The 21020-nt window shown below is 60.9% G+C and carries 16 protein-coding genes; 11 read left to right on the forward strand and 5 right to left on the reverse strand.

The window, feature by feature from the left end; translation table 11 throughout:
- Positions 1-256 precede the first annotated feature (256 nt).
- Positions 257-2383, reverse strand: coding sequence for a TonB-dependent receptor family protein (locus tag ACZZ0B_RS09555; protein WP_463544997.1), 2127 nt, complete (start codon positions 2381-2383; stop codon positions 257-259).
- A gap of 186 nt (positions 2384-2569) precedes the next feature.
- Here ACZZ0B_RS09555 and ppk2 point away from each other — a divergent pair, with 186 nt between their 5' ends.
- Complete coding sequence (ppk2, locus tag ACZZ0B_RS09560; RefSeq protein WP_008088565.1) at positions 2570-3385, forward strand: polyphosphate kinase 2; 816 nt, start codon at positions 2570-2572, stop codon at positions 3383-3385.
- Between the two features lie 139 nt (positions 3386-3524).
- Here the strand turns inward: ppk2 and ACZZ0B_RS09565 are convergent, their stop codons facing one another.
- Both ACZZ0B_RS09565 and ACZZ0B_RS09570 read right to left on the reverse strand, forming a co-directional pair.
- Entirely contained in the window at positions 3525-4340 is an 816-nt protein-coding gene (locus ACZZ0B_RS09565) for a suppressor of fused domain protein (RefSeq protein WP_463544998.1), read from the reverse strand.
- 52 nt (positions 4341-4392) lie between these two features.
- Entirely contained in the window at positions 4393-5292 is a 900-nt protein-coding gene (locus tag ACZZ0B_RS09570) for a LysR family transcriptional regulator (RefSeq protein WP_008086404.1), read from the reverse strand.
- Positions 5293-5387: 95 nt separating this feature from the next.
- Here ACZZ0B_RS09570 and ACZZ0B_RS09575 point away from each other — a divergent pair, with 95 nt between their 5' ends.
- The 9 genes from ACZZ0B_RS09575 (at position 5388) to ACZZ0B_RS09615 (ending at position 14996) form a co-directional block, all read left to right on the forward strand.
- Positions 5388-6611, forward strand: coding sequence for an MFS transporter (locus tag ACZZ0B_RS09575; protein ID WP_463544999.1), 1224 nt, complete (start codon positions 5388-5390; stop codon positions 6609-6611).
- Positions 6608-7438: a hypothetical protein gene (locus tag ACZZ0B_RS09580; protein ID WP_463545000.1), complete on the forward strand. Its 831-nt coding sequence runs from the start codon at positions 6608-6610 to the stop codon at positions 7436-7438. The genes ACZZ0B_RS09575 and ACZZ0B_RS09580 overlap by 4 nt, the downstream gene beginning before the upstream one ends.
- A gap of 158 nt (positions 7439-7596) precedes the next feature.
- Complete coding sequence (locus ACZZ0B_RS09585) at positions 7597-8838, forward strand: ATP-grasp domain-containing protein (RefSeq protein ID WP_463545001.1); 1242 nt, start codon at positions 7597-7599, stop codon at positions 8836-8838.
- Between the two features lie 87 nt (positions 8839-8925).
- Positions 8926-9960: an AbrB family transcriptional regulator gene (locus tag ACZZ0B_RS09590; protein WP_440094205.1), complete on the forward strand. Its 1035-nt coding sequence runs from the start codon at positions 8926-8928 to the stop codon at positions 9958-9960.
- A 37-nt stretch (positions 9961-9997) separates the two neighbouring features.
- Positions 9998-11008: a 4-hydroxy-2-oxovalerate aldolase gene (dmpG, locus tag ACZZ0B_RS09595; protein WP_463545002.1), complete on the forward strand. Its 1011-nt coding sequence runs from the start codon at positions 9998-10000 to the stop codon at positions 11006-11008.
- Between the two features lie 14 nt (positions 11009-11022).
- Positions 11023-11901, forward strand: coding sequence for an acetaldehyde dehydrogenase (acetylating) (locus ACZZ0B_RS09600; RefSeq protein WP_008086392.1), 879 nt, complete (start codon positions 11023-11025; stop codon positions 11899-11901).
- A 21-nt stretch (positions 11902-11922) separates the two neighbouring features.
- Positions 11923-13110, forward strand: coding sequence for a pyridoxal phosphate-dependent aminotransferase (locus ACZZ0B_RS09605; protein WP_463545003.1), 1188 nt, complete (start codon positions 11923-11925; stop codon positions 13108-13110).
- A gap of 63 nt (positions 13111-13173) precedes the next feature.
- Complete coding sequence (locus ACZZ0B_RS09610) at positions 13174-14694, forward strand: FAD/NAD(P)-binding protein (protein WP_463545004.1); 1521 nt, start codon at positions 13174-13176, stop codon at positions 14692-14694.
- 101 nt (positions 14695-14795) lie between these two features.
- Positions 14796-14996, forward strand: a complete 201-nt coding sequence (locus tag ACZZ0B_RS09615) for a hypothetical protein (protein ID WP_008086386.1) — start codon at positions 14796-14798, stop codon at positions 14994-14996.
- Positions 14997-15054: 58 nt separating this feature from the next.
- On the opposite strand, the gene ACZZ0B_RS09620 is transcribed toward ACZZ0B_RS09615, so the two are convergent.
- Entirely contained in the window at positions 15055-15531 is a 477-nt protein-coding gene (locus tag ACZZ0B_RS09620) for a hemerythrin domain-containing protein (protein ID WP_440094196.1), read from the reverse strand.
- 235 nt (positions 15532-15766) lie between these two features.
- A complete protein-coding gene (locus ACZZ0B_RS09625; protein WP_463545005.1) occupies positions 15767-18391 on the reverse strand; it encodes a bifunctional diguanylate cyclase/phosphodiesterase in 2625 nt (874 codons plus the stop codon).
- Between the two features lie 220 nt (positions 18392-18611).
- On the opposite strand from ACZZ0B_RS09625, the gene ACZZ0B_RS09630 reads away from it, so the two are divergent.
- On the forward strand, positions 18612-20816 hold the full coding sequence (locus ACZZ0B_RS09630) for an OsmC domain/YcaO domain-containing protein (RefSeq protein ID WP_463545006.1): 2205 nt from the start codon (positions 18612-18614) through the stop codon (positions 20814-20816).
- Positions 20817-21020 lie beyond the last annotated feature (204 nt).

The following is a 21020-nucleotide window of genomic DNA, read 5'->3' on the forward strand; positions in this document are numbered from 1 at the left end:
ATTTCAGGGGCGGGACGATTGCTTTCGGTCGGGGGGCTGTAACCTGCGAGAGGCTCTCCCGCACTAGCCAGCCAGAATCTGACAACTCATTGAATTCGAGCACCAAGTGCCCATTCGCTGCCGTGTGCAGCGTCGGATTCATCATTCCCACAGACTGAGAAAGTGCTCATAAGCGGCGCTCTCGATTTCCAGTCTCGAATGGCTGTCCATTTGCATCCCCGTCAGGTGTTTGGTAACGGTCGGTCAACCACCGGCCTCACAACAGACTCCACGAAACCCCGACATACACACCCATCCCTTCACCCGGCGTAGACCGCGCGGCATCCAGCCCTTTGTCGTCATAGCCCGGTGTAACCGTCGCCGCATAGTGTTTGTTGGTCAGGTTGCGCATGTCCAGCCACGTTTGCCAGTCGCCCTTCGGCGCGTTGTAGCCCAGCGTTGCGCCGAACAGTGCGTAAGGGTCGGCGTAGTAGCTGTTGGCGTAATCCACCGCCACTTTCGAGACCAGTTGCGTATTCACGGCGGCGAAGAAGCCCTGTGGCCAGTCATAGCGCAATTCGCCCTGGTAGTAATGCATCGGCAGGCCGGGGAGGCGGTTGTCGCCGAAGCGCTCGTCGTCGCGATAGTGGAAGTCGCTGAAGGTGTAAGCCTGGCGCAGGCTCAACTGGCGGCCGTCGGCGGCGGACCAGAGCTTGCTGTTCAGGCTGGCCTCGACGCCTTGGTGTACGGTCGGGCTGGCGTTGAGTTCATACGGGGTGACGGCGCTGGCGTCCGGCAATACCGAGAGCAGTTCGTGGCGCACTTGCGCGTAGTACCAGGCCAGGCTCCATTCACCGATGGCGCTGTCGCCGCGGCCACCGAGTTCGAGGGTGGTCGCGGTCTGGTTTTGCAGGGTAATCGGGTCTTTCTGGGTGCCGGTCGCCGGGCCGTTGCCCGCCGGGAAGCGCACGTTGGAGCTGTAGATCAGTGACCACGGGTGCGGTGCTTCGACCGAGCGACTGAGGTTGCCGAACACTTGCAGGTCGGGCGTGATCTGGTAGCGCAGACCGATGCGCGGTGCGTAGTCCCAGTCGTTCAGGCTGGTTTTGCCGCCGCTTTGCGGGTAGGTCACGTCGCTTTCGCGGCGGGTGTAGACGGCGGCGAGTCCGGTGGTCAGCCAGAGGTCGTCGGCGATTTCCAGATCGTTGCCAAAGTGCAGGACGGTGTCCGAGCCTTGATAGGTGAAGTTGCGCATGTGTGTGCCGGGAGCGTAGCCGGCGGTATTACCGGTGGGGATGCGCACCAGCTCGCTGGCGCCGTCGTTCGGCAGGTGTTTGGTCACGCGCAGGCCGACGTTGCTGCGGCTTTCCATACCGAAAAGAGTGTCGCGGCGTTTGTAGTCGAAGGTGCCGCTGACGTCGCTGTAGGCAACTTTCAGGCGGTTGGGGCCTTCGCGCAGATCCATCGGGTAATCGTGGTAGACGAGGCCGGTCTGGATGCTTGAATCGTCGTCGATGTAGAAGGTGGTCTTGTTGCCGATGAAGGTGCTGCCCGGCTGTTTGCGGCTGTCGTCGCGCGCCACATAAGACGGGTTGGCGGCGCGTGGATCGTGTTCGATGGAGTGCTTGGTCACGCGCCCGGCGAGGTCGTTGTCGGTCTCGCGGTAGCGGATGTAGAAGCGCGTTTCCAGGTTCGGGTTGAAGCGATAACCGAAGTTGGCGATCAGGCCTTTGCTTTCGCTGGCGGTGTGATCCTGATAGCCGTCGGCGTTGGAGTCGGTGAGCGACACGTAGTAGTCGAAGTCGCCGAGCACTTGCCCCGAACTGACCTGACGCTGCTGATAACCGTGGCTACCGGTGGCGTAGCGCACCTGCAGTTTCGGCGCGTCGTAGCCGGTGTGGCTGACGTAATCGATGGCGCCGCCCAGCGCCAGCGAACCGCGATCAAAACCGTTGGCACCGCGCAGCACTTCAACGTGATCGACCCACAGCGGTTCGAGCAGTTCGTATGGCGTGCCGCCGGGGCCGGTCAATGGCAGGCCATCGAGCATCGTATACAGCCCCGAGGCATGGGCGCCCGGCGCGCGGTTGATGCCAGAACCCCGAATCGAGATTTTCACGCCTTCGTTGCCCGCCGACTGCGCATAGACGCCCGGCTGATAGGCCAGCACGTCCTGATTGCTGGCGACACGGCCCTGCAAGGGTTGGCGCATGTCGACCACATTGGTGGCGCCGGGCACCTGTTCGAGGCGGGCCTTGGCTTCTTCAACGCTGGCATCCGACCCACTGCGCTCATCCGCCGAAATCAGTACTTGCCCAAGCTCCAGCCCTTGAGTGTCGGCCATCGCCGGGCAGGCGAGGGCCAGGCCGAGCAAGGCGGTGGGCAGGGATTTGGGCGACGGCATCGGGAAACTCCAGCAAACAAGGGGCGGACAATGAACAGTGCGACGTAACAAAGAACGAAGGAAACACATGGCAATTTTGCTTTTTGCCCGGCAATGGCAAACCTCAGGTCGTGGGCTAACCTCACGTGTCTGGTTTGCCGCGTCAATAAACGCTTTGTTTCCGTATTCATTCGTGAGGGCTCGGTCATGGCAAAAGACAAGAAAAAGGCCGCCAAGGCGCCTGAAAGTCCCAAGCTGAAAAACAAGGATTACCTCGATCAGTTGCGCAAGCTGCACGTCGAATTGGTCAAGCTGCAGGAGTGGGTGATCGCCAAGGGCGTCAAGGTCTGCATCGTTTTCGAGGGGCGCGATGGCGCCGGCAAGGGCGGGACGATCAAGGCCCTCACCGAGCGTGTCAGCCCGCGCGTCTTTCGGGTGGTGGCGCTGCCTGCGCCGACGGATCGCGAGAAGAGCCAGATGCATGTGCAGCGTTATCTGCCTTATCTGCCGGCAGGGGGCGAGGTGGTGATCTTTGATCGCAGTTGGTACAACCGCGCCGGGGTTGAGCGGGTGATGGGCTTTTGCACGGAGGATCAGGCCGACAAGTTTCTCAAGTCGATCCCGTGGGTCGAGCATGCCATCGTTCAATCGGGGGTGATCCTGCTCAAGTATTGGCTGGAGGTCAGCCCCGAAGAGCAGACCCGTCGGCTGGAAGCGCGGATCAACGATGGCCGCAAGATCTGGAAACTGACGCCGATGGACCTCAAGTCCTACAGCCGCTGGTACGACTATTCCCGCGCGCGCGACGAGATGTTCAAACACACCGACACCGAACATGCGCCGTGGCGGGTAGCTGATTCGAACGACAAGCGCCGGGCGCGGCTGAACATCATCACCGACGTGCTCAGCCGCATTCCCTATGAGGAGGTGAAACGCGAAAAGGTGGAATTGCCCAAACGGCAGAAACCCGGCAAATACCGCGAGCCGGATTACCCCTACCAGCGCGTCGCCGAAAAATTCTAGTCCCCCTCTGTAGGAGCTGCCGAAGGCTGCGATCTTTTGACCTTGATCCTGAAAAACAAAATCAAAAGATCGCAGCCTTCGGCAGCTCCTACCGGTCTTGCGGAAAAATTCGACGTGCTTTTGTAGAAAGTGTTTTCGGTTAGATGACGCTGGCGCGGTTGAGGTTGCTGAGGTGGCCGGCACCTGCTGCCTGCAAGCGCGCAATGAGGTCCTGGCGCGCGCTTTGTCCGCCCGCGCGGAGGTATTCCAGTTCAGCGGCGGTGATCAGCACCACCGGCACCAGTTTTACCGGCGACAGCGGCATGTCTTCCAGCAGCGTCGGGAAGTCCGGCTGCGGCGCGCCGAGCAGGACGCCGACCATGTCATCTTCGGTGACGAACTGAGCAGGCAACTGATCGCTCATGAAATGCGATTGACTGAACCCCGGAAGCTCCAGCGACAGTGCGCCGTACTGTTGCAACTGACCGGTGATGCCGCCGGCGTTCGCCACCGTCGCGGCGATGTGTTTGAGCATTTCAAAGGCCCAGCTTTGCTGGAGCGGGGCGACATCGCCCAGCGCACCGCGTGCAGGCTCGGGAATGTCGGCGGTTTCGACGAACAATTCCATCTCGAAACCATTGCTCCGGTCTTCAGGATCATCGAACGGATCCGACAGGCCCTCGCTGGCGAGAATGATCGAATCACCACGGCGCACGATGCGATACGCCTGCCGGGTCGACGGCCAGTCCGGGCCGCCCATGAAGCTCGGGCTGATCATGTAGCCCAACACATCGCGCTCACTCACACCGACCGCATTCCAGTGCCGATCAAGGCACGCCTGGCTGGCTTCACGCGCCGCCAGGTTGGCTTTTTCCGCCTCGCTCAGGTCGATTTCCGAGAACGATTCGTCGACGGGTTGTGCCGACGGCAACTCGGGTTTTTTCTTCGAGGCGAAGAGCTTTTTAAAGAATTCCACGGGCGTTCCTTGCAAGGTAAAAATCAGCGGCGAAGTGTGCCATAAGGCCTGATCACTTCGCCCGTAACGTCTGTTCAATCACCTCGACAAACGCCTTCACCAGTGGACTGCGTTCGCGCTTGCGCGTCAGCACCAGCAAAGGCGCCGTCGCACCCGGTTCGGCCAGTGGGCGATAGGTCACGCCGCGTTTCACCAGGGTCTGCGTGCATTGCGGCACCACCGCCACGCCACGGCCGGCAGCGACCAGCGCGATGATCGAGGTGATCTGCTTACCGGTCGGTGCCGGCAGGGGCGTCAGGCCGTTGCGGTGGTACAGCGCCGCGATGATGTCGTTCAGGCCCGAGCCGTAATCGCTGGGGAAGGCGATCAACGGGTACGCGCTCAACTCGGCCAGGGTCACCTGATCCTGCTGCGCCAGCGGGCTGTCGCTGGCAATTGCAGCCACCAGCGGTTCGTTGTCCAGGCAGATCGCCTGCACCTCCGAGTCATCGCCGGGCGGTTGCATGCGGCTCATGCCGATGTCGAGGCGGCCCTCGATGATCTGCGCCCATTGCGTGCTGGACGCGCCTTCTTCGACGGTCAGTTGCACGTCCGGGTACGACGAGCAGAAGGTCTGGATGGTCTGGCTGAAAATGTCCGACAGCGCAATCGAACTCGCATAGCCCACCGCCAGATGGCCGGCTGAACCCGCTGCCAGTTTGCTGGTGATGGTGGCGGTCAGGTCGACCTGTTCCAGCACCGCCCGGGCGTAGGGCAAAAAATGCCGGCCCTCGGACGTCAGCGTGACGTTGCGCGTGCTGCGATCGAACAGGCGAAAACCCAATTCGGTTTCCAGTGCCGAGATCTGTCGAGTCAGCGGCGGCTGGGCGATGTGCAAGCGCGCGGCGGCACGACCAAAGTGCAGTTCGTCGCTGACGACCAGGAAGTAACGCAGACGGCGCAGATCGATCATGTTCATCCTTGGGTATCAATCGGTCGGAAATAGGTATTGGATCGTTTCGACAGCCCATCTTATAAAAGTGTTTGAAATCATTACGAACTTTTCTTATGAACCCTCGCGTGTTTTGTCCTCGGGTCGCCTTGTTTCTGTCGGGATGCGCGGCTTTCATCAACCTTTATGCCACACAAGGCCTGCTCAACGAGTTGGCCGCTGACTTTGACGTGTCGGCCCGGCAAGCCAGCTGGAGCATTACCGTCACCACCCTGGCCGTCGCCCTGACGGCGCTGTTTGTCGGTCGATTGAGTGCGCGGGCCGAGCAGCACCGGGTCATCGCCCTGGCCGCTATCCTTTTGGCGCTGCCGGCGTTATTGGCCGCATGGGCCGGCAGTTTCAGTGAGTTTCTACTCTGGCGATCCGTGCAAGGCATGCTGATTCCGCTGGTGTTCGCCACCAGCATTGCCTACATCGGCGTGCGCTGGAAGGACGGCGCGGTCACGGAAGTGACCAGCGTGTACGTCGCCGGCACCGTGCTGGGCGGTTTTTGCGGACGCTTTCTCACCGGCTGGACCACCGAGCTTGCCGATTGGCGTATGGCGCTGGCATTGCTCGCCGGGCTGAGCCTGATCCTCGGCCTGGCGATTGCCTGGTTGTTGCCGCGCAATCCACCCGCGCCAGTGCAAAGTCCCGCCGATCGCAAATCAATGCCCAGCGAGCGATTCAGCAAGCCGTTGCTGGCCGCTTATGCCGTCGGTTTTTGCGTGCTGTTTGCGCAAATCGCGATGTTTACCTACGTCGGCTTGCACCTCAGTCATGCACCGTTTTCGTTGAGCACCGGTGAGCTTGGGGCGATTTATTCAGTCTTTCTGCTGGCGCTGGTGGTGGTGCCGGTTGCCGGGCGCCTCGGTAAAGCGCGGCCGCGCAGCGATTTGATCAAAGTGGCGGCGTGCCTTGGGGTGACCGGCTCGCTGCTGACGCTGACGTCGTCCTTGTGGCTGATCGTCCTGGGTCTGGCGCTCAGCTCCACCGGGGTGTTCCTCGCACAAGCCGCCGCCAATGCGTTTATCACCGCCCACGCCCGGCAAGACAAGGCCGGCGCCGTCGGCCTGTACCTCACCAGTTATTACCTGGGTGGCAGCTTCGGCGCTTTCGTGCCGGGCACGCTGTGGGAGCTGGGTGGCTGGCCGGCCTGTATTGCGCTGATTGTGATGTTCCAGGTGCTGCCACTGCTGGTGATCCGCAGCGGCTGGAAAGTCTCTGCATTGCCGGTGATCGCCGGCCCACACGCGCTGAACGCGCTCGATTCAACATCCAACAAGGAAAAAGTGAGATGACCGTGAGTAACCTGCAGACGCTGCAAAGCCAGTTGTTGAACGTGATCGAGCCGGTGCTCGAGGACATGCCGGAGGGTGTTTTGAAGCAGGCGCTGGTGGCGACATTCCGCAGCGAAGAGGCGGCGCTGCTGGACATCGAAGCGTCGTTCCAGTTGCTCACTTCGCGTCGCCATGCCGCCGTGCCGTTGCGCACATTCTTCGGCAGTTGGTCGAAAACCAACAACTCGGCCGCCAGCGTCTCGGGGCTGGCCAACCGGATCACCTTGCTCGCGCGTTCGGAGCAGGGCGGGGAGGCGGCGCAACGGCTGCATCAAGTGTGCAGCAGCCTGCAACGGATCACCGACGAAGACCTCGGCGCGCTGGGCAACATTCTGCACTCCGAGCTGTTCTACAACATGGCCACACCGATCTGCGGCGACGATCAATGGTTGCTCAAGGAAAACTGCCTGCCGTCGGCACAAGCCTTCAAGGACTGGGCGGACAGCCGACGCCTGCGCGATCGCGATCTGCTGGAAGGCCTGCTGACCACACTGGTGCATGAGGTCTACACACACGGCGAAGTCGAATTCATTCATCCGCTGTTCAAGCAATGGTTCGAGCGCGACATGGGCGTGCCGGCCGCGAAGGTGCGTTCGACAGTCGCCTGGGTGACCGTGCACACCGGTGGCACCGAGAGCAATCACTTCGCTCACGCGGTGGCAGCGGTCGAGGAATTCGTCGATGTCATGGGCATCGCCGTGGTTCAGGCGGCGGCGCAGGAAATCTTTAGCGAGTACCTGCAACGCAAGGCCACGGTCATGCGCGATTGCGCGGAACATCTGGTTTAAGTGACCGAAAATCGCTGAAACGTTCTGAAAGTATCAATAACGACGGAATCGGTATTGGCCTGCAGCGCAGGTTTTTATCAAGATGTTGTGGCCAAGGACCGGCCTGTACTGGCCGGTCCGAAGTTCGACAAACCCCGGAAGATCGCAAGGAAGGCCGTATGCAGCTCATTGTTTTTTGCCCGCCGAAAATTATTCTCCAGCACAGCGCCGACAGCTGGTCTGCCGCGCTGGGGCGTGAGGGCGTCCTGTTGAGCTGCACCTCGCGAATGGCGGAAATCGCCGCGCATTTGGGCGAGAGCGTGCGCTTTCAGCTCTTCGACAATTTCAATGACAGTGCGCTGGTCGAGATCGATGTCTATGAGATCGCCCGCGAACTGCATGCGCCGCTGTGCGTGGCGTTGGCCGAGATCGACGTGTTGCGGGTGGCGCGGATCAATGATCGCCTCGGCATCACCCAGGGCGCGGAAGAGCGCGCGATGTTTTATCGGGACAAGTTTCTGATGAAACAGCGGACCCGCCAGTGTGGCTTTGCAATTGCCGAAATGGCGCAAATCCACAACGCTACTGAAGCGGTGCGCTTTAGCGAACGCCACGGTTTTCCGGTGGTGGTCAAACCGCGCGATGGTCGTGGTTCCAACGGCGTCGAAGTGCTCAAGGACCTTGGGCAACTGACACAGTGGCTGGCCGCGCGTCCGTCCACCACCTTCCACAACCTGATGATCGAAAGCTATGTGCGCGGCAGCCATTACATCGTCAACGGCTTGTACATCGAGGGGCAACCGATCCTCGTGTCACCGGTGCGGGTGATGACCTCGGCGCTGGATTTCCTCGGTGGCAAGTCCCACGACCTGCACATGCTCGATGCGAGCAATCCGCTGCGCGAACGGCTGGTTCAGTACGCCCGTTCGCTGGTCGAAGACGTTTTACCGTCGGATCCGACGATGCTGTTTCACCTGGAATTGTTCGTTGCCGAGAACGGTGAAATCGTCCTCTGTGAAATCGCTTCGCGGTTGGGTGGGGTGTTCTTCAATCAGGAGCTGACTCATGCTTGGGGCATCGATCCGCGCATGAGCTTCCTGCGTGCGCTGCAGGATCCGACCTACCGCCCCGAGCCGATGGTCGAGCCGTTGCAAATGGTCGGGCATATCAGCATCCCGCCGCGTGTCGGTCTGCTGCGTGACGTGCCGCACACCTGCACGTTGCCAAGCGTTCTCGAATACCGCATTTCGGCGAAGAAAATGACGTCTTATTCGAGCATGGAATTCACCAACTCGGAGATCCTCAACGCCATTGTGGCGGGGCGCAACGAGGCTGAGCTGCGCGACAACCTGCAGCAGGTCGAACGCTGGTTCCACGAGAGTTGCGACTGGTCCACCAGCGCCGTTGCTGCCCTGGTCTAGACCGCAGCGCCGATTCTTCCGACATCAATTGAGCTGACCTTCCCGTGCTGGACGGGACGGTCACGCCCTCAGAAAAGTGGATATCCCATGAACAAAGTGATCGAAAGCCTTATCCCGATTCCTGTGGCGGCGCTCGGCGCATGGCTCGGCTATCTGACCGGATTTCCCCTTGGCGATTTGATCGGCGCGATTTGCGCGGTGACCGCGTTGAGCAAGTTCGGCGTGCCGATGCGCATGCCGTATCCGTTCGTGGCCACGGTTCAGTTGCTGCTGGGCATCAGCGTCGGCTCCATTGTCACTGGCTCGATGATCAAGGAATTGAGCGACTTCAGCATTCTGGTCGGCCTGGTCATTTGCATGACTACGCAGATTTTTGTCGGCTACAACTGGCTGCGACGCATGGAGAAGTGGGGCCACATTGAAAGCCTGCTGGGCTCGATTCCCGGGGCGATGGCGGCGGTGATGACGGTGTCGGGCGAGCAGGGGCCGGCGTCCGGGCGCATCGCGTTCGTACACATTGTGCGCTTGCTCGCGCTGCTGGCCGTGGTGACGATTATCGCCGGCGGCCACGCCGACAGCGTCACCCCGGTGCTGGGCACCCTGGACAACTACCTGGGCGTGATTCCGCCCGCGATTGCTGCCGTGGCGCTCGGTTATCTGCTGGAACGTTTCGATGTGCCGGCGCCGTACATGCTGACTGGGCTGCTTTGCACGGCCGGGGTCAATGTCGCGTTTCCGCAGGCCAATCTGCACGTGCCGGATCCTTTCGCCATCGTCGCGCTGATCCTGCTCGGTGGCTTGATCGGCATTCGCCTCAAGGACATCACCTTCAAGGATGTCGTGCGTTACATCCGCGCCGGCCTGGTGGTCACCGCGCTGACGTTCTGCACGACGCTGCTGGTGGCGTTCGTCTTCAGCAAATTGACCGGCAAACCGTTCCTCACGCTGTTCATGTCGTGGGTGCCCGGTGGCGTCGAAGTGATGACCGCCGCCGCGCTGCTGCTCAAGCTCGACCCGGCCTTCGTCATGCTCAACCACGTGGTGCGGATGTCGATCATCCACATTTCCCCGGTGTTTTTGCCCAAGCGTCTGTTGCAGGAACAACCTCAGCCCGAGCAATAACGGCTGCCTACCTTCGAATGACAAGGATTTGATCTCGATGACTGCTATTGCAATTCATGACCCTACGCTGCGCGACGGAAATCACGCGGTGTCCCATTCGCTGAGCCTTGACGACATCGCCACCTACTGCCGCGCCGTCGATGGCTGTGGGCTGAATGTGGTGGAGGTCGGCCACGGCAACGGCCTGGGCGCATCTTCGCTGCAACTGGGGTTGGCACGTTACAAAGACACGGAAATGCTCGAAACCGCGCGGGCCAACCTGACGCAGTCGAAACTGGGCATTCACATGATCCCCGGCTTTGCGCGCTTGAGCGACATCGACACGGCCCTGAGCATCGGCGTCGAGGTGCTGCGCATCGCCTCGCATTGCACCGAGGCCAGCGTGACCGAAAGCTACATCGAACATGCGCGAGCCAAAGGCGCGTTCGTCCACGGTGTGCTGATGATGACCCACATGGCCAGTGCCGAGCGCTTGCTCGAAGAAGCCTTGAAGCAACAAGGCTACGGCGCCAACGCGCTGGTGCTGATGGATTCGGCCGGGCACTTCGACCCGGACAGCACCCGCGAAAAAATCGGCCTGCTGGCCCGTGAGTTGTCGATTCCGGTGGGCTTTCATGGCCACAACAACCTTGGCCTGGCAGTGGCCAACTCGCTGGCGGCGGCCCAGGCCGGGGCGACCATCATTGACGGTTGCATGCGCGGCTTCGGTGCCGGCGCCGGCAACACGCAGCTGGAAGTACTGTGCGCCGTCCTCGAACGCTATCAGTTCGACACCGGCGTCGACGTCTTCGGGCTGTGCCGTGCCGTCGACAGCCTGGAAGAATTCACCCCGGTCAGGACACCGACAGTGGTCAAGACCGCCAACTTGATCAGCGGCCTCTACGGGGTGTGCAGCGGCTTTGAAAAGCACGTCGCCCGGGCGGCGGCCGAGTTCCACGTCGAGCCGCGCAGAATCTACGAAGAGTTGGCCCGTTGCAACGCTGTGGCCGGTCAGGAAGACCTGATCATTTCGGTCGCCAGCCGCCTCTCTCAACCCGCCGTCGCCTGACTCTGGAGCCCCACATGACTTTGAAAACCGCGATTATCGGCAGCGGCAATATCGGCTGCGACATCCTCTGTAAAGTACTCGCCCACCCGGATCTCGACTGCACGCTGGTGGCCGGGCGCTCGCCGCAATCGGCCGGCCTTGCGTTCGCCCGTGAGCGCGGCGTCGCCACCACCGCTGACGGCATCGAAGGCCTGTTCGCGCGCATCAACGACTTCGACGTGGTGTTCGATGCCACGTCGGCGACCGACCATGAAATCCATGCGCCGCGCCTGATCGACGCCGGCAAGGCGATCATCAACCTGACCCCGGCCTCGCTCGGCAGCCTGTGCGTGCCGTCGCTCAACGGTCTGGCGCTGACCGAAGCGACCAACGTCAACATGATTACGTGTGGCGGCCAGGCATCGATCCCGCTCGCCGCCGCCATCGCGCGGGCCAATCCGGGTTTGCACTACCTCGAAGTGGTGTCGTCGATCAGCGCTGAAAGCGCAGGTCCTGCGACGCGCCGCAACCTCAGCAACTACATCACCACCACCGAAAATGCGCTGAAGCATTTCACCGGCTGCGGCGACGTCAAGGCGATCCTCAACATCAACCCGGCCAAACCGAATGTGTACATGCAGACCGCGGTGTCGGCGCTGATCGAAAACATTGATATGGCCGCGACACGCCGCGAGGTCGAGCGCGCGGTAAGTCAGGTGCAGTCTGCGGTGCCGGGTTATGAAGTGATCGTCGATCTGCATTACAGCGAGGGTCGACTGTTCACCATGGTGCGCGTCGAAGGGGCGGGGGATTTCCTCGATCCAAGCGCCGGCAACCTCGACATCATCACCGCCACGGCCACGCACATGGCCGCCCTCATGGCGCGCGGTCGCGTCGCCGAACGCGCGGCCTGACCTCGGCTCACGGAGACTTGTATGCCTGCTCTTTCGCCCGATCTTGAATTTGCGCGGTTCTGCCCGATCCTCGGTGTTGCGCAAAAAGTCAGGGAACCCGAACACCCGGTCATCGACCTGGGTGTCGGCGTGCCAGGCTTTTTGCCGGCGCCGCACATCATCGAAGCGGCGGTCAAAGCCGCCTGCGAGCATTCCGGCGGCTATGGCGCCAGCCAGGGTGACGACGCGCTGCTCGCGGCCTATCTGGGTTACCTGCACGCGCAGGGTTTTACCCATTACGCCAAGCAGAACCTAGTCGCCGGTCTTGGCGCCAAGCACCTGTTGTTCAGCGTCTTGCGCGCGATCATTTGCCCGGGCGACGAGATCCTTGTTTCGACGCCGTGCTGGCCGACCTATTTCGACATTGCCGACCTGGTCGGGGCGGGCGTGGTCAACGTCGTCTGCACCGCCGAAACCGGCTACAAGATGACTGCGCAGGCGCTGGAAAAGGCGCTGACCCACAACGTCCGCGTGGTCATGCTCAACTCGCCGGGCAACCCGACCGGTGCAGTGTATTCGGCGCAGGAGCTGGCGCAATTGGCCGAGGTCTTGCGCAAGCACGACGTGTGGATCATCTCCGACGATGTCTACCAGCGCTTCGTCTACGACATGGACAGTTGCCCAAACCTGCTGTCTGTCGCACCGGACCTGAGCGCGCGCATCATCAAGATCGACAGCGTCTCCAAGCTCTATGGCATGCCGGGCTGGCGGGTCGGATTGCTGGCGGCCGATGCACGCATTGCCACGGTGGTGACCACGCTCAACTCCAATTCGATCTCGAACATCCCGCCGATTCCCGCTGCTGCCGCAGCTGCGGCGTTCAATGGCGATCAGGGGTTTTCTTTTGCGGCCCGAGATCGTTTGGCCGCGCAGCGCCAAGCTTTGCTCAACGAACTGGAAGACGCGCCCCATCTGCGGTTTTGCCCGCCTGGGGGAGCGTTCTATCTGTTCATGGACATCCGCCAAGCGCTGGGCAAATCGTTGCGCGGTCAATTGATCGCAGACGACGAGGCGTTCTGCTCGGTGCTGCTTGAGGCGTACGGCGTGGCGCTGATTCCGGGGAGTTTTTTCGGCGCGCCGGGCCATGCGCGATTGTCCTATTCGGGCGATCCGGAGCAGGTCCAGGCCGGCGCCGTGCGTTTGAAAGCGTTCCTCAGCGCCCTCGAGTGACAGTGTGCGGGCAGGGCGGCTGAAGCCAACGTTGGAAGCGGTTCACTATAAGGAAATACCTTGATGAAAAGTGCCTTTGCAATCGTCGGCTGCGGCGCGACGGCTGTCGCATTCCTGCAACGTCATCTCGACCGCGTCGCTGCCGGCAGTGCGCCGGCCGGGGTGATTTACCTGTTCGAAAAACGCCAGGACTTTGGCCCGGGCGCCGCCTATGAAGCCGACCTGCAGAGCAATATTCTCAACACCAAAACCGCTTTCATCACGCCTTTTCCCGACCAGCCGGGGCATTTTCAACGCTGGCTGGAAGAACACCCGAGCGCCTGGCGCAGCGCGTTCCCCGCGTTTCAACCGGCGGCGGAAAGCTTTGCGCCGCGCGCATTGTTCGGTGTCTACCTGCAACATCAGATCAGGAAAATCGTCCTGCGTGGCGCGTCACTCGGCTGCCAGATCGTGTTGATGCACGCGGAAGTCTGCGCCATCGATCCGATCGACGGCACCGAGACCGTGCGCACGCGCTGCGGGGTGAGTATCGCCACGCAAAAGGTCTTGTTGTTCTGTGGCCCGCTGGGCAAGAAAATCGATCCGGCTCGGCACGATGCACGCGTCTTGCCGACGCCCTATCCGGTATCGCGCCTGCTCAGGGTCATTGACCCGGACGAGCGCGTGGCGGTGATCGGTGCGCGCTTGAGCGCCATCGACACGGTGATTGCCTTGATCGAAGGCGGGCACCGTGGGCCGATTCGCATGCATTCGCGCAGCGGCTATTTTCCGGTGGTGCGCGGCACCCAGGAGCGCGTCGAACTCAAGTACCTGACACGCGAGGGCGTGCGTGCGCTGGTTGCGCAAAACGGGCCGCTGCAGATCAGTGATCTGGTTGCGCTGTTTCGCAAGGAACTGGCCGCGCATGACCCGGCGTCGACCACCGCGGTGATCCCGATGCCGGCGCCACCGACGGACGTGCTGCGCTTTATCGAGGACGAACTCAACGTCTCCCGGGCGCCGCGCATCTGGCAGGCGATTCTCTACGCCACTAACGGCTTTATCGAACACGTGTGGCAGGCGCTGGACGACAGCGCGCAGGCGCGGTTCATGAGCGAATATTTCAGCTTCTTCATGGCCTATCGCGTGTCGATCCCCAGCGAAAATGCACGCAAGATTCTTAGCTACCTGCGCAGCGGCCAACTCGAATTTGTCGCCGGCGCGTTTGCTTCAGCGCCGGCAGATGCGCAGGGCCTGACGTTGCAGGGCGCAGGCTGGGCGCACGTTTACGATCGGCTGATTCACGCCACAGGTTTCCCGCGTGATGCGCAACTGTTGGACTCGGCGTTGCTCGCTGCGCTGATCAAGAACGGCACGGCCACGGCGCATGCCATGGGCGGCATCTGTGTCGACCCCGACAGCTATCGCCTTGAGGGCCGGGCCGCAGGCGCGCGGCAGATCTATGCGGTGGGCGAACTCACGGTCGGGCAGTTCTTCTTCACCTCGGCACTGGAAATCAACGGTCGCCACGCCTTTCGCTGTGCCGACGCGATGCAGTGGCAAGGGCAGTCCCAGCGACTGGAGCGCCTGGAAGAGCACGTTTGAAAAAAGCCTGACTGCAAGGCACTACGGCGCCACCCGTCGACTGCGCTGAACGTCGCGAACGTACCTCTCTCTACCGAATGAGCCTTCAGGAGAGAGTCCTTATGTTCGATCAGCAAAAAAAACAATCACTGGCGGCATGGCGCAAACTGGCAACCCAATCGCAGATGCGCCTGGACCCGGAAGAACAATACGACGAGTTGCTCAAAGCCGCCGACGAAATGGAAGAGCAGGGGCTGATTACCAGTGCCGAGTGGCGGCAGTTGGTGCGCGATGCCGGCAGCGTCTTCACCGGTACGCAATAGCGCTGGGCGCGGCAATAAAAAAGGCTCGGCCAATGGCCGAGCCTCGTAGGGGTGAGGTTTACGCCGCCATGTTGCCCGCCGCCATGTCTTTCTTGCAGCTGGCTTTCATGGCTTCCATTTGAGCGCCCAGCTCATCGAGTTTGGCTTTGCCCAAGAGTTTTTTCGCTTGCGGGAACATCTCGGTTTCTTCCTCTTCAATGTGATGTTCCAGCAACTCTTTGACGACCTTGACCCGTCCCGCAAACTCAGGGGAACCCGGATCGGTGATTTTCAGATCCGGCAGCACCAGCGAGTCGACGGTGCGATGCTCTTCCTTCGCTTCGAAGTACATGATGTCCTGTTCCTTGGTGCCGGCAGCTTTGAAGGCGGGGTAGAGGATTTCTTCTTCGAGGCGCGTGTGAATTGAAATCTCCATCTCCAGTTTGCCCAACAGCTCCATGCGTTTTTTCAGGGCCCGCTCAGTCGATTCGCTGAGCTGAGTGAGGAGCGCTTTGACTTTTTCATGATCGGCTTTGAGCAGGTCGATGGCATTCATGGGGTATTCCTCTGCTGTCATGGCATAAACACGGGCGGTCGTTTTCGACACGCTAACGCTGTAAAGCTGCGCATTTGCCGTGCCAACCCTGGCTGCTCGTTGCAGGTGTCTAGGTCGGTAGTGCCGTGCGCACGGGGCCATTGGCCGTCATGCAGCCTGCATGAAAGGGGGCCGGAGGAGGTTGCAAATAACGGTGGCAAGGTGGTCGCAAGCGGTTTTTGCAGGCAGCGGCCATTCAGGTCACGCGACCTTTTCGGCTGGTGGCCGAGCCCGCCGAATGCGGGTCTCTGGAGGTATTGAGCAGATCGGCGAAAGCGATCTTGTCGATCGGCCTGCTCATGAAGTAACCCTGCACTTCGTTGCACTGGTCCTTGCCGAGAATCGCCAGTTGTTCTTCGGTCTCGACGCCTTCAGCGGTGACGGTCAGGCCCATGGCTTTGCCCAATCCGATGATCGCTTGCACCACCGCGCGGTCGTTGGTGCCGCTGCTGATCGAGGCGATGAAACGCTTGTCGATCTTGATCCCATCGAACGGATAGGCACGCAAGTAGCCGAGGGATGAATAACCGGTACCGAAGTCATCCATGTTCAAGCGCACGCCCAGTTCCTTGAGGGCATTCATGGTGGTCAGCGCGCCGTCGGTGTCGTTGAGCATCACGTTCTCGGTGATCTCCAGTTCCAGCCGACTGGCCGGGAAGCGCGTCTGGATCAGCACTTCGCGGACTTCCTCGACCACGTCGCTGGCGGCAAACTGCGCGGGGGACAGGTTGACCGACAGCAGAATGTCTTCCGGCCACGCCAGTGCGGTTTCGCAGGCTTCGCGCAAGACCCAGCGGCCCAGCGGAACAATCAGGTCGGTCTGCTCTGCCAGCGGAATGAACAGGTCCGGGCCGAGCAGGCCCTTGCTCGGATGCTGCCAGCGCACCAGCGCTTCGACCGAGACAATCTGCTTGCCATCGACCTTGTAGCGCGGCTGATAGTGGAGGACGAATTCGTCGTGCTGCAGCGCATGGCGCAAGTCATCTTCCATTTGCCGGCGCGTCTGGATCTGGTCGCTCATGTGCGCTTCGAAATAGCACCAGGTGTTTTTGCCTTCGGACTTGGCCTGATACAGCGCGATGTCGGCGTAGCGGATCAGTTCACTGGGCACGTAACCGTGGCGGCGGCTGAGGGCGATGCCGATGCTGGCGCCGACGTACAGCGGGTGATGCTCGAAGACGATCGGCTGGTGCAGGCTGCCGATCAGGCGCGTGCAGAACTTGTCGATCTCGTGGCGGCTGTCCATGCCGTTGAGCACCACGACAAACTCATCGCCGCCGAGCCGGGCGACGATGTCATGTTCGCGGGTGCATTCGCGCAGGCGTGTGGCGACTTCCTGCAACACCGCGTCGCCGGCCGGATGACCGAGTGAATCGTTGATTGGCTTGAAGTTGTCCAGATCGATCATCAACAGCGCCAGCACCGGCGCGTGTTCCTTGAGCAGCAGGGCGTCATCCAGATAGCGTGCGAGCTTGTTGCGGTTGGGCAGGCCCGTCAGCGCATCGTGCATCGACAGGTGCTGGATTTGCGCGTGCGCAGCGACTTCGTCGGTGATGTCGCTGGCCGTGCCGCGATAGCCGATCACGCTGTGTTTGTCGTAGATCGGGCGGGCGGACAGGCGACAATGCCGTGGCTGGCCAGAATGATCGCGGTAGGTGCAGCGCAAGTCGCTGGCATTGCTTTCTTCGGCGAGTTTGCGCAGCCACAACTCCAGCGGCGTAGTGTCGCAGAACAACAGTTGGCCGATGTCTTGCCCCAGCCACAGGGTTTGCGGGTAACCGGTGACCTCGCTGAAGCGTGCCGACAAATAAGTCAGCGAGAGGTCGCGGTCGACTTCCCAGATCCAGTCCGAGGCCGCTTCAGCCACTGCGCGAAAGCGCTCTTCACTGGCCTCAAGCCCACGGTTGGCGGTTTCCAGTGCTTGATTCGAGGCCTGCATCACCTGAAAGCTCTGGTCGACGTATTGCGAGGAGCGCAGGGCATGGCGCAGGAAGTACGCGGTCAGCAGCATCAGCACGAGCATCGTCGCGCCCAGAGTTGGCAACAACGACCACAACAGGTTTTGCCCCGGCCGCTCCAGGTCGGCGATCAGGCTGTATCCGGTGCTGTCCAGCGCCACCCTGGGACGGTCGGGAGCGAGGGTTTCATCCGGGGCCAGGGTCAGGTTTTTGAGGCCATAACCGCTGCCGATCAGGCGCAGTTTGGTCGGCGTCAGTTTGTCGATGAACACCAGCACCGAGGTTTGCCTAGGGTCGCCCAGCGGCCGTTCATCATTAGGAATGATCGCGGCGGCCGAGACCAGCGCCGGCCAGCCTTCGAACAATGAGTAGCGGCTGACGGGCTGGCTCAGGTCACTTTGCCCCTGCACTTGATCCACCAGTTCCGCGGCTGACAATGGCAGGAACGAAGACAGGTCGGCGTCAACCAATTGCCCGCGCACCACGGCATATTTGCTGCGCTCGCGATCAAGCACGAAGACGCCGTCGTAGCCGTCGGTGGTGAACAGGGTTTTGCCGATATTTTGCTCGGTGTAGGCCCAGTCTGTGTCGACCTCACCGCTCAAGTGCTCGTAAGCCGTGGTCCAGTTGGCGTAGCTGGTGATGTAGTTTTTCGACGCGGTGATGCGGTTTTCCAGGGCGCGGGCCGAGTAAAACCGGGTTTTGTCGATGTCCTCACGGTCGAGGCGGTTGGTAATACCAAGCAGCACGAAGGTCGCTGCCACCACCCCCGCGACGAACAGCGCGCCGACAGCGACGGCCAGACGCCGGGTGACGGCGCTTTGCCGGGGTGGAAGAGGCGCCGCATAGCTGGAAATGTCCATGTGCTCGTCCTTGATCCGCTGTCTGTTGAATCTAGAACCCTGGCGCGTACGCAATGTTCAGATTCTTCTACGCGACTCCCTGAAAAGCGTAGTGAACCCGCCGCAATTTGCCCGTTAAAGGCTGGGTTGCCGATCAGCGGTGAATCCCGAAAGCACAAGACTTCCCGCTGAAAAACCGGATAATGCCGCCATTCGTTTAGCCGTATTCTGGTAATCCCGCATGGAAATCAAGGTCAACTTTCTCGACAACCTTCGACTTGAAGCCAAGTTCGACGACTTCACGGTGATCGCCGATCAGCCCATTCGCTACAAGGGCGATGGCTCGGCACCGGGGCCGTTCGACTACTTCCTGGCGTCGTCGGCCTTGTGCGCGGCTTACTTCGTGAAGTTGTACTGCGACACCCGCAATATTCCGACAGAGAACATTCGTCTGTCGCAGAACAACATCGTCGACCCGGAAAACCGCTACAACCAGATCTTCAAGATCCAGGTCGAGTTGCCGGCAGACATCTCCGACAAGGATCGCCAAGGCATCCTGCGCTCCATCGACCGCTGCACGGTGAAGAAGGTGGTGCAGACCGGCCCCGAGTTCATCATCGAAGAAGTCGACAACCTCGACGCCGATGCGCAGGCCTTGTTGATGCCAGCTTCAAGTTCCGACGCGGGCACCTACATTGCCGGCAAGGACCTGCCGCTGGAGCAGACCATCGCCAACATGTCGGGCATCCTTGCCGACCTCGGGATGAAGATTGAAATTGCCTCGTGGCGCAACATCGTGCCCAACGTCTGGTCGCTGCACATTCGCGATGCGCATTCGCCGATGTGCTTTACCAACGGCAAGGGTGCGACCAAAGAGGGCGCGCTGGCCTCGGCGCTGGGCGAATTCATCGAGCGTCTGAACTGCAACTTCTTCTATAACGATCAGTTCTGGGGCGAAGAGATCGCCAACGCCGAGTTCGTCCATTATCCGGACGAACAATGGTTCAAGCCGGGGCCGAAAGACGAGTTGCCGAGCGAAATCCTCGATGAATACACTCTGAAGATTTACAACCGCGACGGCGAGCTGCGTGGCTCGAACCTGTTCGACACCAACTCCGGCAACACCCAGCGCGGCATCTGCTCGCTGCCGTTTGTGCGCCAGTCGGACAATGAAGTGGTGTACTTCCCGTCCAACCTGATCGAAAACCTCTACCTCAGTAACGGCATGAGCGCCGGCAACACGCTCGCCGAAGCGCAGGTGCAGTGCCTGTCGGAAATCTTCGAACGCGCGGTCAAACGCGAAATCCTTGAAGGCGAAATGGCCTTGCCGGACGTGCCGCAGGAAGTCCTGGAAAAATACCCAAGCATCCTCGCCGGCATAAAAGGTCTGGAAGAGCAGGGTTTCCCGGTGCTGGTCAAGGACGCCTCGCTGGGCGGTGAATTCCCGGTGATGTGCGTGACCCTGATGAACCCGCGCACCGGCGGCGTATTTGCCTCGTTCGGCGCGCACCCGAGCCTGGAAGTGGCGCTGGAACGCAGCCTCACTGAATTGCTCCAGGGCCGCAGTTTCGAAGGCCTGAATGACTTGCCGCAGCCGACGTTCTCCGGTCAGGCCGTCACCGAGCCGAACAACTTTGTCGAGCACTTCATCGATTCCAGCGGTGTGGTGTCGTGGCGTTTCTTCAGCGACAAGCCTGATTTCGAATTCGTCGAGTGGGACTTCTCGGGCCAGGGTGAAAACTCCAATGCCGAAGAAGCCGCGACGCTGTTCGCCATCCTTGAAGACATGGGCAAAGAAGTCTACATGGCGGTCTACGAGCACATCGGTGCCAAGGCCTGCCGGATTCTGGTGCCGGATTACTCGGAGATCTACCCGGTCGAAGACCTGATCTGGGACAACACCAACAAAGCCCTGCAATTCCGTGCCGACATCCTCAACCTGCACAACCTCAGCAAGGTCGGCCTGCGCAACCTCGCCCAAGGCCTGGAAAACAGCGAGCTGGACGATTACACCGAAATCACCACGCTGATCGGCGTCGAGTTCGACGACAACACGCCGTGGGGCAAGCTGACCATTCTGGAACTGCGCCTGCTGATCTGCCTCGCACTGCAGAAGTACGATCAGGCCAAGGATCTGGTCGAAGCGTTCCTACAATACAACGACAACACCGTCGAGCGCGGCTTGTTCTATCAAGCGGTGAACGTGGTGCTGGAGATGGAACTGGACGAGGATCTGCAGCTGCAAGACTACGAAGCCAACTTCCGCCGCATGTTCGGCAACGAGCGCATGGACGCGGCGATCGGTTCGGTCAACGGCAGCGTGCGCTTCTACGGGCTGACCCCGACCAGCATGAAGCTGGAAGGCCTCGACCGGCATTTGCGCTTGATCGAGAGCTACCAGAAACTGCACACGGCGCGGGCGAATGTGACGGCTTTGTCGCGTTAAATGCTCTGTAAAAAAAGCACCTTCGGGTGCTTTTTTAATGCCTGATTTTTGCCGTGACACATCATGTCGGACTTGCGGAACCTCTGTGGAAACTAGCCCTGCTAGCGATGAAGGCGCTGCGATGTATCAGTCGAACCCACAATCCGGCAGTACCAAATCAACCTTTGCTTCGTCCAATTGGAGGCCAAGTGCTAGCATCTGCGC

The sequence above is a fragment of the Pseudomonas sp. AC247 genome (assembly GCF_979258015.1).